Raw genomic sequence first — 15,112 nt, forward strand, 5'->3', positions numbered from 1 at the left:
GTCATGCGGCGACGAGGCCCTGCATTTCGGCGGCCAGGTGGCGCACGCGCTCGGGCCCGCCGAGCAGCTGGCGGTTGAAGCCGATGCGCTTGAACCAGTAATGCAGGCCCAGCAGGTCGGTGATGCCCATGCCGCCGTGCACCTCGGTGGCGGTGCGGGCGACGAAGGTGCCGGTTTCGCTCAGGTGTGACTTGGCGTGCGCGGCGAGCAGCGCGGCTTCTTCGGGCAATGCGTCGAAGGCATGCGCCGCGTACCAGACGAGCGCGCGGCCGGGCTCCAGCGCGGCGGCCATTTCGGCGCACAGGTGCTTCACGGCCTGGAAGGAGCCGATCACGCGGCCGAACTGGCGGCGCTCCTTGGCGTAGGCCACGGCCTGGCCGATCATGGCTTCGCCCGCGCCGAGCGTGTCGGCGGCGAGCAGGGCCCAGCCCGCGCTGCGCAGGCGCGCGAGCGTGGCGGGGCTGGCGTTGGGAAGCCGCTCGGCCTTCACCTGCGCGAAGTGCAGTTCGCCGAGCGGGCGCGTGGCGTCGATGCTGCGCAGCGCGCCGCGCGTGAGACCCTGTGCATCGGCGCGCACGAGGTACAGGCCACCCGCGCGGTCGGCCACGATGAACACATCGGCCGCGCCCGCGTCGAGCACGAAGAGTGCGCTGCCGTCGAGCGTGCCGTTGGCATTGGCCGTCACGCCCGCGCCATCGCGCGCGCCGGCCACGGCCTCGGCGATGGCCACGCCGGCGATGCATTCGCCGGCCGCCAGGCGCGGCATCCATTCATCCTGTTGCGCGGCGCTGCCGGCTTCGCGCAGCGCGAGCGGTGCGAGCACGGCGGTGCCGAGGAAGGGCGTGGGCGCGACATGGCGCCCCAGCTCCTCGGCGGCCAGCGCGGCGTCGAGCAGCGACAGGCCGAGCCCGCCGAAGGCCTCGGGCACGAGCAGGGCCGGCACGCCGACCTCGCACAGCGTGCGCCAGACCTCGCGGTCCAGCGGCAGGTCGTCGGCCGCGACGCGGCGCACACGGTCGAGCGGACAGGCGCGTTCGAGCGCGCGGCGCAGGCTGTCCTGCAGCAGCTTCTGGTCGGCGGAGAGGGCGAATTCCATGGGGTGCTTTCTTCCGAGTGATCAGAAGGTGCGAATGAATCCGGCGTGGCCGAGCAGCCCGTCCAGGCGCGCCCAATCAAGGCGCAAAGCGCAGCCATAGCTCGGGCTATGGCGAGCATTTGCAACGCAGAGTGGGTGTGCCTGGGCGGGATGAGCGGACATGTCGGGTTCGTTCGCACCTTCTTAGGCCAGGCGGGGTTCGCGCGGCATGTCGAGCCCGCGTTCCGCGATGATGTTTTTCTGGATCTGCGCGGTGCCGCCGCCGATGATCAAACCCAGGTCGAACATGTAGCGCTCCTGCCAGAGCGCCTGTGCGCGCAGGTGCGCGCTGCCGGGCATCAGCAGGCCCAGTTCGCCCAGCGCGTCGATGGCGAGCGCGGCCAGCTGGTGGCGCAGCTCGCAGCCCTGCAGCTTCACGACCAGCGCGGCCAGGCCCGGGTCTTCGCCGGTGGCCGCGGCCGTGAGCAGTCGCAGGCCGTGGCACTTCTGCGCCAGCACCTGGCCCTGCAGCCGCATCAGGCGGTCGCGCAGCACGGGCTGGTCGATGAGGCGCGTGCCGTCCACCGTCTCGGACTGCATCAGCGTGGCGAGCTCCTGGTAGCGCTGGGTCGTGAGGTTGGGGTTGCCGAGCGAGCCGCGCTCGTGCTTGAGCGTGGCGTTGGCCACCTTCCAGCCGTCGCCGCGCTGGCCCACGATCTGGTGCTGCGGCACGCGCACGTCGGTGAAGAAGACCTCGTTGAACTCGGCGTGGCCGGTCATGGTCTTGAGCGGGCGCACCTCGATGCCGGGCGTCTTCATGGAGAACAGCAGGTAGCTGATGCCGGCGTGCTTCGCTGCGCCGGGCTCGGTGCGCACGAGGCAGAAGATCATGTCGGCCACGTGCGCGGTCGAGGTCCAGATCTTCTGGCCGTTGATGACGAAGTCGCCACCGTCTTCGGTGGCGCGCGTCTGCAGCGAGGCCAGGTCGGAGCCCGCGCCGGGCTCGGAGTAGCCCTGGCACCAGACCACCTCGCCGCGCAGCGTGGGGCCGATCCATTCGCGCCGCTGCGCCTCGGTGCCCAGCTCGAGCAGGGTGGGCACCAGCATCGAGATGCCCTGGTTGCCCAGCGGCGGCGCCACGCCGGCGCGCGCGAACTCCTCGGTGATGAGGTGCGACTCCATGACGTCGGGCGCCGCGCCGTGGCCCCCGTACTCACGCGGCACCGTGCGGCCGGCGTAGCCGTGGTCCAGCAGCAGGCGCTGCCACGCGAGGGCGTCGGCGTCGGGGCGTTCGGCGGTGCGCGCGAAGGCCGAGCGGTGGCCGTGCATGGCCAGGAACGCGCGCAGCTCGTCGCGAAAGGCTTCGTAGCGGGGATTGAGCGTGAGGTCCATGCGGTGCTTGCCTTCGGTGCGCGCCGCGTTGCGCGGCGGTGGGTGTGTCTCCGTGTCGAGGTCCATGCTAGGGGCAACCCTCAGCCGCTCTCAATCGTCCGTTCCGACGATGTGACGCGCAGGAGGCGCTGCCTACCATCCAGCCCGAACGCCGCACGAGGTCCGCAAGAGACCGATGCGAGGCCGGCAAGAGGCCCGCGGCCGCAGCTTCTTTTTCACGAGAACGACGGAGACAACACCATGACACGTTCCCTCATTTCCGCCTGCCCCGGCACGCGCCGCCGCCTGCTGGGCGCCGGCCTCGCCGCCACGCTCGGCCTCGCCACGGCCTTCACGGCGCAGGCCCAGAAGCGCTACGACCCGGGCGCAAGCGACACCGAGATCAAGATCGGCCACATCGTCCCGTACTCGGGCCCGGTCTCGGCCTACGGCACCATCGGCAAGGCGGCGGCGGGCTACTTCGCCAAGGTCAATGCCGAGGGCGGCATCAACGGCCGCAAGGTCACGTTCATCTCGCTGGACGATGCCTACAACCCCTCCAAGACGGTGGAGCAGGCGCGCAAGCTGGTCGAACAAGACGAGGTGCTGGTGCTCTTCGGCCCGCTGGGCACGGCGCACAACCTGGCGATCCAGCGCTACATGAACGCCAAGAAGGTACCGCAGCTGTTCGTGGCCACGGGCGCCACGCGCTTCGGCGACCCGAAGGCCTTCCCGTGGACCATGGGCTGGCAGCCCACGTACCAGACCGAAGGCAAGATCTACGCGCAGCACATCCTCTCCACGAAGCCCAACGCGAAGATCGCCGTGCTCATGCAGAACGACGACTTCGGCAAGGACTTCCTGAAGGGCTTTCTCGAAGCGCTGGGCGACAAGGCCAAGACGATGATCGTGGCGCAGTCGACCTACGAGGTGACCGACCCGACCATCGACAGCCAGATGGTCAACCTGAAGGCCTCGGGTGCCGACACCTTCTTCAGCATCACCACGCCCAAGTTCGCGGCGCAGGCGATCCGCAAGGCGGCCGACATCGGCTGGAAGCCCACGCAGTACCTGTCGAGCGTGTCGGTGTCGGTGTCGGCGGTGATCAAGCCGGCCGGCCCCGAGAACGCGGTGGGCGTGATCTCGGCCACCTACCTGCGCGACCCGGCCGACGACATGTGGAAGGGCGCCAAGGAGTACGAGGACTACAAGACCTGGTTCAGCAAGTACTACCCCTCGGGCGACCTGAGCGATTCGCTCAACGTGCTGGGCTACTCGTCGGCGCAGACGCTGGAGCAGGTGCTGCGCAAGGCGGGCGACGACCTCACGCGCGCCAACATCATGAAGGTGGCGGCCAACCTGCAGTACAGCCCGCCGATGCTCTACCCGGGCATCGAGGTGAAGACCTCGCCGACCGACTTCTACCCGATCGAGCGCATGCAGCTGGTGCGTTTCAACGGCACGCGCTACGAGCCGTTCGGCAAAGTGCTCGGCGATTGATCGACGTCACGCGGGCCGCGCTGTCGGCCCGCCATTCATTTCCCCTTTTTGTTTCCACTGAAGCTTCCATGACCTCCATCGTTCGACTGGCCGCCGCCCTGGGCGGCGCGGCCCTCCTGTTCACCGCCGGCGCGGCCCTCGCGCAGAAGAAGTACGACACCGGCGCCTCCGACACCGAGATCAAGCTCGGCATGGCCATGCCCTACAGCGGCCCCGTGTCGTCGTACGGCATCGTCGGCAAGGTCAACGAGGCGTACTTCAAGATGGTGAACGACAAGGGCGGCATCAACGGCCGCAAGGTGACGCTCATCAGCTACGACGACCAGTACACGCCGCCGCGCACCACCGAGGTGGTGCGCAAGCTGGTCGAGCAGGACGAAGTGCTCGCCGTGTACGGCAACCTGGGCTCGGCATCGAATGCCGCGATCCAGCGCTACATGAACGCCAAGAAGGTGCCGCACCTGTTCCTGGGCGTGGGCGCCGACCGCTTCAACGACCCCAAGGCCTACCCCTGGACCACGCCCTACATGCCCAGCTACGAGGGCGAGGGCAGCCTCTACGCGAAGAACATCCTCAAGACGATGCCCAACGCGAAGATCGCCGTGCTCTACCAGAACGACGACTTCGGCAAGGACCTGCTCAAGGGCCTGAAGAAGGGCCTGGGCGACAAGGCCTCAATGGTGGTGGCCGAGGCCTCGTTCGAGGTGGCCGACCCGACGGTCGATTCGCAGATCATCAAGCTGCAGTCGTCGGGCGCCGACGTGTTCGTCAACTTCGCCACCGCGCGCTTCGCCGCGCAGGCCATCCGCAAGGCCTGGGACATCGGCTGGAAACCGAAGCAGCAGTACCTCACCTACGTGTCGGCCTACGTGAAGATGACGCTGGAGCCCGCGGGCCTGGAGAAGTCGAAGGGCATCATGGCCATGGCCTTCTTCAAGGACGCCGCGCAGCCGCGCTGGGCCAACGACCCGGCCACGCAGGAGTTCCTGGCCTTCATGAAGAAGTACGCCCCCAACGAAGACGTGAACAACGCCGCCGGCGTGTACGGCTACGGCGTGGCGCAGGCCATGGAGACCGTGCTCAAGGCCTCGGGCGACAACCTCACGCGCGAGAACGTGCTCAAGCAGGCCACCACGCTGAAGAACATGCGCACCGGCATGCTGCTGCCGGGCATCGCGCTGAACACCTCGGCCACCGACTACTTTCCGTTCAACACGCTGCAGCTGGTGCAGTTCAACGGCAAGGAGTTCGAGCCCATGGGCGATTCGATTGCCGTGAAGTAGCCTTCGCAGACGCACGCTCAAAAGAACCACAGGAGACACACACCATGTTCGGACTGATGCAGGACCGCCCGCTGCTGATCTCGTCGCTGATCGACCACGCGGCCACCTTCCACCCCCACGTCGAGATCGTCGGGCGCACCGTCGAAGGTCCGGTGCACCGCACCAACTACCGCGAGGTGCAGCGGCGTTCCAAGCAGGTGGCCAATGCGATGAAGGCGCTGGGCGTGGCGCCCGGCGACCGCGTGGGCACGCTGGCGTGGAACACGTACCGGCACCTGGCGCTGTACTACGGCGTGTCGGGTTCGGGCGCGGTGCTGCACACGGTGAACCCGCGCCTCTTTCCGGAGCAGATCGACTACATCGTCAACCACGCCGAAGACAAGGTGCTGTTCTTCGACACCAGCTTCGCGCCGCTGGTCGAGAAGCTCGCGCCCAAGCTCAAGAGCGTGCGCGCCTTCGTCGCCATGACCGACCGCGCCCACATGCCGAGCATCGACGTGCCCAACCTGCTGTGCTACGACGAGCTCATCGGCGCGCAGAGCGAGGACTACAACTGGCCCGAGTTCGACGAGCGCACCGCCTCGTCGCTGTGCTACACCTCGGGCACCACGGGCAACCCCAAGGGCGTGCTGTATTCGCACCGCTCCACCGTGCTGCATTCGCTGATGGAATGCGCGCCCGACACCTTCGGCGTGTGCTCGCAGATGACGCTGCTGCTGGCTGTGCCCATGTTCCACGCCAACGCCTGGGGCATGCCGTATTCGGCGCCGATGGTGGGCGCCAAGCTCGTCATGCCCGGCCCGCACCTGGACGGCCAGAGCCTGTACGAACTCATGCGCGACGAGAAGGTGAGCTTCTCGCAGGCGGTGCCCACCGTGTGGCTCATGCTGTTCCAGTACTTCGACGCCCACCCCGAGATCGACACCCGCGCCATCGGCCTCAAGCGCATCGGCGTGGGCGGCGCCGCCACGCCGCGCGCCATGATCGAGCGCTTCGAGCGCGACTTCGGCGCCGACTTCGTGCAAGGCTGGGGCATGACCGAGACCAGCCCCATCGGCGTGATCGGCAACCTGCTGCCCAAGCACCTCGCGCTCCCGAAAGAAGAGCAGACGATGGTCAAGATGCGCCAGGGCCGCGGCGTGTGGGGCGTGGAGCTCAAGATCGTCGACGAGAACGGCCAGCGCCTGCCGCACGACGGCGTGGCCTTCGGCCACCTGCATGTGCGCGGTCCGTGGATTGCGAGCGGTTACTTCCGTAGCGAAGGCGGCGACGTGCTCGACGCCGAGGGCTTCTTTCCGACCGGCGACGTGGCCAACATCGACGCCGACGGTTATGTGCAACTTGTCGACCGCGCCAAGGACGTCATCAAGTCGGGTGGCGAGTGGATCTCGTCGATCGACCTGGAGAACGCCGCCAGCGCGCACCCGGCCGTGGCCGAGGCGGCGGTGATCGGCATCGCGCATCCGAAGTGGCAGGAGCGGCCCCTGCTGATCGTCGTGAAGCGTGCAGGCGCAGAGGTCACGGGCGAGGAACTGCTCACTTTTCTTTCGCAGCGCGTGGCCAAGTGGTGGCTGCCCGACGACGTGGCTTTCGTCGACAGCCTGCCGCATACAGCCACCGGCAAGCTGCTGAAGACCAAGCTGCGCGAGCAGTTCAAGGGCTACGTCGCGGCCAAGTCAACTTGATGACAGTTGTTCCGGCTTTCTGTGCATAACTCTGTGGGTTGTCTGAGGAAGTCGGAAGGCAAAGCGAGCATTGGCGCGGCTTCGCACCACGTTGCCTGTTGATTGAGCAGCCTTGTCGTCCGTCCTTGCAGGAGAATGTAGGAGGAACGGATTCCAGACAAGTAAAGGGGACATGGTGGGAGAACTTCTTTCTCTCCTGCGCTTCAGCGCCGGCTCGGGCCACATCTGGCTGGACGAGCAGCGCATGCTGCTCATGCATGCCCGGGCCTTCGCCGAACTGCGCCGCGAACTGCTCGACTCGCTGGGCATCGAGCGTGCGCGCGGCCTGCTGGTGCGCATGGGTTTTGCTTCCGGCCTGCGCGACGGCGAGGTGGCCGTGCGCGAGCGCCTTGCCGGCATGCGCGCCGAAGACGCCTTCATGCTCGGGCCGCGCCTGCATTCCATCGAGGGCATCGTCTCGGTGCAGAAGGTGCAGGTCGACCTCGACGTGGCCACCAAGCATTTCTACGGCGAATTCCTCTGGGAGAACTCCTGGGAATGCGAAGCCCACGTGGCCGACTTCGGCTACGGGGAAGATCCGCAGTGCTGGTCGCAGATCGGCTATGCCTCGGGCTACACCACCGCCTTCATGGGGCGGCTCGTGGTGTTCAAGGAAGTCGAATGCACCAGCATGGGCGACAGCCGCTGCCGCATCGTCGGCCAGGCCGCCGAGGCGTGGAACGACGAGCACTACCTGGAGTACTTCCGCCAGCACCACGTGGCCGAGAAGCTCATCGACTTCAACCTCGGCCTGCAGCACCTGCGCCGCCTGCAGCCGCGCCGCGAGTACGACCAGAAGCTGGTCGGCGTGTCGCCGGGTTTTCGTGCCGCCTTCGAGCTCATGCGCAGCGCGGTCGACAGCGCCATCACCGTGCTGCTGCTCGGCGAGACCGGCGTCGGCAAGGAAGTGTTCGCTCGCTGGCTGCACGACAACGGGCCGCGCGGCAAGCAGCCCTTCATTGCCGTCAACTGCGCGGCGATCCCGGCCGACCTGATCGAGGCGGAGCTGTTCGGCGTGGAAAAGGGCGCCTACACCGGCGCCCACCATGCGCGCGCCGGGCGCTTCGAGCGCGCCCACGGCGGCACCCTGTTCCTGGACGAGGTGGGCGACCTGCCGCTGGCTGCGCAGGTCAAGTTGCTGCGCGTGCTGCAGACCGGCGAGGTCGAGCGCCTGGGCGCCGAGCAGCCGACCAAGGTCGACGTGCGCATCGTGGCCGCCACCAACGTCAACCTGCAGCAGGCCATGCAGGCGGGCAAGTTCCGCACCGACCTGTTCTACCGGCTCAACACCTTCCCGATCCAGATTCCGCCGCTGCGCGAGCGCACCGCCGACATTCCGGCGCTGGTGGCGCGCTTCGTCGAGAAGTACAGCGCGCTGTACGGCAAGAAGCTGCGCGGCCTCACCGACAAGGCCGCGCTCGACGTGCACAAGCACGCCTGGCCCGGCAACATCCGCGAGCTCGAGAACGTGATCGAGCGCGCCGTGCTGCTGGCGCCCGACCACGGCGACATCGAGGCCTGCCACCTGTGGATGCAGCCGCCGGGCGCGCCGCCCGACAACCAGCTCGACGCCAGCGGCAAGGTCGCCACGGGGGCCTCGGCGTCGGGTGCCGACGCGAGCGAACTGGACGCGCTGTGCCAGCGCGTGCTCGAGCAGAACATCGACATCGCCTCGCTCGAGCAGCGCCTCATGCAGACCGCGATGCAGCGCGCCAAGGGCAACCTGTCGCAGGCCGCGCGCCTCTTGGGCATCACGCGCCCGCAGCTGGCCTACCGTCTGAAAAAGGAAGGCCTGCCGACGTCCTGAGCGGACGCCGGCCGGCGTTTTCCGGTTTTCACCATTTGATCAAGCTGCACCGCAGCAAATGATCAAACCAGCATCCGGGACTTCCCGGTGCTTCGGGCCCGCAGGCGCAGCGGGCCCATGCAAATCAATCACTTAGCCACGCTGGCACGCCCGTTGCCCTTATCAGGCCGGGCGGCGCTGGTGCCGTCCACCTGTTGATGGATTGAACAAGTGATGCCCTCGATGCAGCCCGACCCCCGCAGCGGCAGCGCCGCACAGATGACCGGCCAGCCGTGCTTCGTGCGCGTGACCGGCACGCGCGGCACGCGCTTCGTGGAGTTCGAGTTCGCCATCGGCGACCCCGAGCTGGCCGTGGAGCTGGTGCTGCAGTTCGACCAGTTCCGCGAGTTCTGCGCGCGCCACGCGGTGCGCCACCTGAGCACCGAAGAGGGCGCGCGGCTGGACTTCGAGCGCATGAAGTGGCGCTTCGGCGCGCCCGGCATCGACCACTGACACGCCCCCCATTTTTTTCCCGCGACAACCAAGGAGACACCCCGTGCAAGTCGACATCAAGACCTCGGACATCCGGCCGATCCGCCAGACCTTCTCGCATGTGGCGCGGCGGCTCGGCGACAAGCCGGCCTCGCGCTACCAGGAGGCCACGCTGGACATGCAGCCCACCGCCAACTTCCACTACCGGCCGCTGTGGGACCCGCAGCACGCGCTGTACGACAAGCGCCGCACAGCCATCGTGATGGCCGACTGGTACAGCTTCAAGGACCCGCGCCACTACTACTACGGCGTGTACACGATGACCCGCGCGCGCCAGGGGGAAGGCGCCGACCGCCAGTTCGAGTTCGCCGAGAAGCGCCAGCTGCTGGCCCAGGCCGATGCCGGCGTGCGCGAGTCGCTGCAGCAGGTGCTGGTGCCGCTGCGCCACTACGAGTGGGGCGCCAACATGAACCACAGCTACTGCTGCGGCTACGGCTACGGCACGGCCATCACGCAGCCCTTCATCTACGCGGCCATGGACCGCCTGGGCATCGCGCAGTACCTCTCGCGCGTCGGCCTGCAGATCGACGCCAACTCGGGCCGCGCGCTGGACGCCGGCAAGGAAGCCTGGCTCGCGCACCCGGCCTGGCAGGGCGTGCGCCGCCTGATGGAAAACCTGTTCGTCACCAAGGACTGGTTCGAGGTGTTCGTGGCCCAGAACCTCGTGCTCGACGGCCTGCTGTACCCGCTGGTCTACCGCCACTACGTGAACGCGCACAGCGCCGCCACCGGCAACGCGCTGGCGATGCTGACCGAGTTCATGAACGAGTGGTTCGACGAGAACGTGCGCTGGGTCGACGCCACGCTGAAGACCGCCGCCGACGAGTCGCCCGCCAACGCCGAGCTGCTCGCGCAGTGGTACGCGAGCTGGCGCGACCAGGCCGTGCAGGCGCTGGCGCCGCTGGCCGCGCTGGCCCTGGGCGCACAGGGCGCCGAGGTGCTCAAGACGCTGCACGCCGCGCTCGATGCGCGCGTGGCCCGGCTGGTGCGCACGGGCGCCGCCGCCTGACGACCGAATCGATCGAACCAAGGAGACCCTCCCATGACCACCGCCACCGCCGAAGTGTCCCGACCGCCCGTCTTCATCGCCCTGCAGACCGGCGAGGCCGCGCGCGCCATCGTCGAGGCCATCGTGGCCGACAACCCCGGGGCCACCGTCACCGAGTACCCCGCGATGGTGAAGATCGACGCGCCCGGCCGCCTCGTGATCCGCCGCGAGAGCGTCGAGGCCCTGGTCGGGCGCCGCTGGGACCTGCAGGAACTGCACCTGAGCCTGATCTCGCTGTCCGGAAGCATCGAGGAAACCGACGACGAATTCACCCTCCATTGGGGGGCCTGAGCCCAGCCCCCACCGGACCACGACCAAGGACAACGCCATGACCACCCAAGCAGCAGCAAAGACCTCCACCACCCCGCGCCTCGGCCTGAAGGAGCGCTACGCCATGATGACGCGCGGCCTCGGCTGGGAGACCACCTACCAGTCGATGGACGACGTGTTTCCCTTCGACAAGTTCGAGGGCATCAAGATCCACGACTGGGATAAGTGGGAAGACCCGTTCCGCCTCACGATGGACGCCTACTGGAAGTTCCAGGGCGAGAAGGAGAAAAAGCTCTACGCCATCATCGATGCGTTCCAGCAGAACAACGGCCAGTTCAACATCAGCGACCCGCGCTACCTGAACACGCTCAAGCTGTTCCTCACCGGCGTCTCACCGCTGGAGTACGCGGCGCACCGCGGCTATGCCATGGCCGGGCGTTCGCTGCGCGGCGTGGGCGCGCGCGTGGCCTGCCAGATGCAGTCGATTGACGAGCTGCGCCATGCGCAGACGCAGTTCCACACCATCAGCCACTTCAACAAGTACTTCCACGGCCTGCACGACCCGCAGCACATGCACGACCGCGTGTGGTACCTGTCGGTGCCCAAGAGCTACTTCGAAGACGCGATGAGCGCGGGGCCCTTCGAGTTCATCACCGCCATCTCGTTCTCGTTCGAGTACGTGCTGACCAACCTGCTGTTCATGCCCTTCATGAGCGGCGCCGCCTACAACGGCGACATGGCCACCGTCACCTTCGGCTTCTCGGCGCAGAGCGACGAGTCGCGCCACATGACGCTGGGCCTGGAGGTGGTGAAGTTCATCCTCGAGCAGGACCCCGACAACGTGCCCATCGTGCAGAAGTGGGTCGACAAGTGGTTCTGGCGCGGCTACCGCCTGCTCACGCTGGTGGCGATGATGATGGACTACATGCTGCCCAAGCGCGTCATGAGCTGGTCCGAGGCCTGGGAGATGTACTTCGAGAAAAACGGCGGCGCGCTGTTCGAGGACCTGGCGCGCTACGGCATCCGCATGCCCAAGTACCACGAGGTCGCGTCGAAGGAAAAGAGCCGCATCTCGCACGAGGCCTGGGCCATCTTCAACAACTACGGCCACGCCGCCAACTTCAACGTCTGGGCACCCAAGCCCGACGAGATGACCTGGCTGGCCGAGAAGTACCCCGAGACCTTCGACAGCCTGTACCGCCCGCGCTTCGAGTGGCTGGCCGAGCAGGAGAAGCAGGGCAAGCGCTGGTTCAACAACACGCTGCCCATGCTGTGCCAGACCTGCCAGATCCCGATGGCCTTCACCGAGCCTGACGACCCGACCAAGATCTGCTATCGCGAGAGCAGCTACCACGGCATGAAGTACCACTTCTGCTCCGACGGCTGCAAGGACGTGTTCGACGGCGAGCCCGAGAAGTACGTGCAGGCCTGGCTGCCGGTGCACCAGATCTACCAGGGCAACTGCTTCCCCGAGGGCACCGACCCGACGGTGGAAGGCTTCAACCCGCTGGCGGCCGTGCTGGACTACTACCACATCAACGTCGGCGCCGACAACGGCGAGTTCAACACCTCGCCCGACAAGGCCAACTGGGAACGCTGGACAGGGCAGGACCTGTCGGCGGCCGAGCCCAAGGTGGCCTGAGCACCCAGGCCCCACCACCCCATCGACCCCCGCGCTCCCGCCGTGCCCCACGCACGGCGCGGGCGGCGCTCACCCCAAAAAAGGAGACCGACATGTCTGTTGTTGCACTCGCCCCCGGCTACACCGGCACCGTCATGGACAGCGAAGACCGCTTCCACGGCAACCGCCTGCTCTACATCGGCTGGGAAGACCACCTGCTCTTCTGCGCCCCCGTGTGCCTGCCGCTGCCCGCGGCCATGCCCTTCGGCGCGCTCATCAGCGACGTGCTGCCCGGCGTGTACGGCAGCCACCCCGACTTCGAAAAGGTCGACTGGTCGAAGGTCGAATGGTTCGACTCCGGCAAGCCCTTCGCGCCCGATGCGTCGAAGTCGCTGGCCGACAACGGCCTGGTCCACAAGTCGGCGCTTCGCTTTCGCACGCCCGGGCTCACGGGCATCGGCGGCTCGTTCAGCTGAGCACAGGAAGGAGGGCCTTGCCATGAGCTTCCAGATCATGATCGAGCCGCTCGGCCAGGCCGTGGCGGTGCGCGACGGGCAGACCGTGCTCGATGCCTGCCTGCGCGCCGGCGTGTGGCTGCCCCACGCCTGCGGCCACGGCGTGTGCGGCACCTGCAAGGTGCAGGTGCTCGAGGGCGAATGCGAGCATGGCGATGCGTCCAACTTCGCGCTGATGGACTTCGAGCGCGACGACGGCAAGATCCTCGCGTGCTGCGCGATGGCGCAGGCCGACCTGGTCATCGAGGCCGAGATCGACGAAGACCCCGACGCGCAGTTCCTGCCGCTGGAAGACTTCGACGCCGAGCTGGTCGAGGCCCGCATGCTCACGCCCACCATCCGCGGCCTGTGGCTGCGCACCGACCGGCCGGCGCCGTTCCAGGCCGGCCAGTACGTGATGCTGCACGTGCCGGGCGTGGAGGGCGCGCGCGCCTTCTCGATCGCCAACGCACCCGACGACCACCTCGTCGAGCTGCACATCCGCCGCGTGCCCAACGGCCGCGCCACGGGCTGGCTGCACGACGAGCTGCAGGTGGGCCAGCGGCTGCGCTTCACCGCGCCCAACGGCCGCTTCTTCGTGCGCAAGTCGGCGGGGCTGCCGATGATCTTCGTGGCCGGCGGCTCGGGCCTGTCGAGCCCGAAGTCGATGGTGCTCGACCTGCTGGCCGAAGGCTGCACCTTGCCGATGACGCTCGTGCAGGGCGCGCGCAATGCCGAAGAGCTGTACTACCGCGCGCTCTTCGAGCAGCTCGCCGAACAGCACCCCAACTTCACCTACGTGCCCGTGCTGTCCGACCTGCCGGCCGACAGCGACTGGCATGGGGCGCGCGGCTTTGCGCACGAGGCGCTGAAGGCCCACTTCGCGAACGACTTCCGCGGCCACAAGGCCTACCTGTGCGGGCCGCCGCCGATGACCGAGGCCTGCATCGCCACGCTGATGCAGGGGCGCCTGTTCGAGCGCGACATCTACACCGAGAAATTCTTCACCGCTGCCGATGCGGCCTCTGCGGCGCCGCGCAGCCCGCTCTTCAAGGCGCTGTGACGTGGAGCCGGCCATGCGCTTTTCCGTCGCCATCGGCAACACCCAAGAGCACTACGTGTGCCGCGCCGACCAGACCCTGCTCGGCGGCATGGAGCAGCTCGGCCGCAAGGGCATCCCGGTCGGCTGTCGGGGCGGCGGCTGCGGCGTGTGCAAGGTGCGCATCGAGTCGGGCGCCGTGCGCCGCGAGCGCATGAGCCGCTGCCACGTCAGCGCCGAAGAAGAAGCCCAGGGCTACGTGCTGGCGTGCCGCGCGTACCCGCAGAGCGACCTGGCCCTGCGCGCTGTCGAGAAGCTGGCGCGCTGCATCGAGCGGCGACTGCTCGCGTCGCAGCCCGCCGTACCCCGTTCCCCCACCTGAACTTTTCCCTCACCCACCAAAGGAGACTTCCATGGCACTCACTGGCGTCATTCGCCCCGGACACGTGCAACTGCGCGTGCTCGACCTCGGGGCCGCCCTCACGCACTACCGCGACGTGCTGGGCCTGATCGAAACCGGGCGCGATGCGCAGGGCCGCATCTACCTCAAGGCCTGGGACGAGCACGACCACCACAGCGTCGTGCTGCGCGAAGCCGACGAGGCCGGCATGGACTTCATGGGCTTTCGCGTCGATTCGCCCGCCACGCTCGACCGGCTCGCGGCCGACCTGAAGGCCAGCGGCCTGGCCACCGACATGCAATGGATCGACGCCGGCGAGCACCTGCGCACCGGCCAGCGCTTTCGCTTCACCGTGCCCACCGGCCACGCCATCGAGCTCTTCGCCGAGAAAGAGAAAGTCGGCAACGGCATGCCGTATGAAAACCCCGAGGTCTACCCCGACGACCTCAAGGGCATGGCGCCTTCGCGCTTCGACCACTGCCTGCTGTACGGCGACGACCTCGACGGCACCATGAAGCTGTTCACCGAGGTGCTTGGCTTCCAGCTGGCCGAGAGCGTGGTGGCCGGCCCCGAGCGCATGCACATCGCGGCCTTTCTCACCTGCTCGACCAAGCCGCACGACATCGCGTTCATCCGCCATCCCGAGAAGAACAAGTTCCACCACGCCTCGTTCCTGCTCGACAACTGGGGCGAAGTGCTCAAGGCGGCCGACATCATCACCAAGAAGCGCGTGTCGCTGGACATCGGCCCCACGCGCCACGGCATCACGCGCGGTGAAACCATCTACTTCTTCGACCCGAGCGGCAACCGCAACGAGGTGTTCTCGGGCGGCTACATCTTCTACCCCGACAAGCCGCCGCTGGTGTGGACCGACGACGAACTCGGGCGCGCGATCTTCTATCACGACCGCAAGCTCAACGAGAACTTCCTGAGCGTGGTGACCTGAAGG

The 15,112-nt window shown here is 67.6% G+C and carries 14 protein-coding genes; 12 read left to right on the forward strand and 2 right to left on the reverse strand.

Annotated elements, in window-relative coordinates; genetic code table 11:
- Position 1 precedes the first annotated feature (1 nt).
- Both AC1RAD_RS24730 and AC1RAD_RS24735 read right to left on the reverse strand, forming a co-directional pair.
- The gene (locus tag AC1RAD_RS24730; protein WP_492737733.1) at positions 2–1,096 is read right to left on the reverse strand and encodes an acyl-CoA dehydrogenase family protein; all 1,095 of its coding nucleotides are present in this window, start codon (positions 1,094–1,096) and stop codon (positions 2–4) included.
- A gap of 183 nt (positions 1,097–1,279) precedes the next feature.
- Entirely contained in the window at positions 1,280–2,533 is a 1,254-nt protein-coding gene (locus tag AC1RAD_RS24735) for an acyl-CoA dehydrogenase family protein (protein WP_492737734.1), read from the reverse strand.
- A 174-nt stretch (positions 2,534–2,707) separates the two neighbouring features.
- Between AC1RAD_RS24735 and AC1RAD_RS24740 the strand changes: the two genes are divergently transcribed.
- The 12 genes from AC1RAD_RS24740 to AC1RAD_RS24795 all read left to right on the forward strand — a co-directional run bounded on the left by AC1RAD_RS24740 (position 2,708) and on the right by AC1RAD_RS24795 (position 15,109).
- Complete coding sequence (locus AC1RAD_RS24740; RefSeq protein ID WP_492737736.1) at positions 2,708–3,946, forward strand: ABC transporter substrate-binding protein; 1,239 nt, start codon at positions 2,708–2,710, stop codon at positions 3,944–3,946.
- 68 nt (positions 3,947–4,014) lie between these two features.
- Positions 4,015–5,229: an ABC transporter substrate-binding protein gene (locus tag AC1RAD_RS24745; protein ID WP_062475166.1), complete on the forward strand. Its 1,215-nt coding sequence runs from the start codon at positions 4,015–4,017 to the stop codon at positions 5,227–5,229.
- A 44-nt stretch (positions 5,230–5,273) separates the two neighbouring features.
- A complete protein-coding gene (locus tag AC1RAD_RS24750) occupies positions 5,274–6,914 on the forward strand; it encodes a 3-(methylthio)propionyl-CoA ligase (RefSeq protein ID WP_492737738.1) in 1,641 nt (546 codons plus the stop codon).
- 172 nt (positions 6,915–7,086) lie between these two features.
- On the forward strand, positions 7,087–8,760 hold the full coding sequence (locus AC1RAD_RS24755) for a sigma-54-dependent Fis family transcriptional regulator (protein ID WP_062475161.1): 1,674 nt from the start codon (positions 7,087–7,089) through the stop codon (positions 8,758–8,760).
- A 222-nt stretch (positions 8,761–8,982) separates the two neighbouring features.
- Positions 8,983–9,252, forward strand: a complete 270-nt coding sequence (locus AC1RAD_RS24760) for a phenol hydroxylase subunit (protein ID WP_174250303.1) — start codon at positions 8,983–8,985, stop codon at positions 9,250–9,252.
- Positions 9,253–9,295: 43 nt separating this feature from the next.
- Complete coding sequence (locus tag AC1RAD_RS24765) at positions 9,296–10,300, forward strand: aromatic/alkene monooxygenase hydroxylase subunit beta (protein WP_492737740.1); 1,005 nt, start codon at positions 9,296–9,298, stop codon at positions 10,298–10,300.
- Between the two features lie 33 nt (positions 10,301–10,333).
- Positions 10,334–10,630, forward strand: coding sequence for an MmoB/DmpM family protein (locus AC1RAD_RS24770; protein WP_174250302.1), 297 nt, complete (start codon positions 10,334–10,336; stop codon positions 10,628–10,630).
- A gap of 37 nt (positions 10,631–10,667) precedes the next feature.
- On the forward strand, positions 10,668–12,251 hold the full coding sequence (locus AC1RAD_RS24775; RefSeq protein WP_492737742.1) for an aromatic/alkene/methane monooxygenase hydroxylase/oxygenase subunit alpha: 1,584 nt from the start codon (positions 10,668–10,670) through the stop codon (positions 12,249–12,251).
- A 92-nt stretch (positions 12,252–12,343) separates the two neighbouring features.
- Positions 12,344–12,706, forward strand: coding sequence for a phenol hydroxylase subunit P4 (locus tag AC1RAD_RS24780; protein ID WP_492737744.1), 363 nt, complete (start codon positions 12,344–12,346; stop codon positions 12,704–12,706).
- A gap of 22 nt (positions 12,707–12,728) precedes the next feature.
- Complete coding sequence (locus AC1RAD_RS24785; RefSeq protein WP_492737746.1) at positions 12,729–13,787, forward strand: NADH:ubiquinone reductase (Na(+)-transporting) subunit F; 1,059 nt, start codon at positions 12,729–12,731, stop codon at positions 13,785–13,787.
- Positions 13,788–13,800: 13 nt separating this feature from the next.
- A complete protein-coding gene (locus AC1RAD_RS24790) occupies positions 13,801–14,145 on the forward strand; it encodes a 2Fe-2S iron-sulfur cluster binding domain-containing protein (RefSeq protein WP_492737748.1) in 345 nt (114 codons plus the stop codon).
- Positions 14,146–14,176: 31 nt separating this feature from the next.
- Positions 14,177–15,109 carry a catechol 2,3-dioxygenase gene (locus AC1RAD_RS24795; RefSeq protein ID WP_492737750.1) on the forward strand — a complete coding sequence of 311 codons (933 nt, stop codon included), beginning with the start codon at positions 14,177–14,179 and terminating at the stop codon, positions 15,107–15,109.
- The last annotated feature ends 3 nt before the right edge of the window (positions 15,110–15,112 follow it).

It is taken from the genome of Variovorax sp. GW823-FHT04B03 (assembly GCF_058796495.1).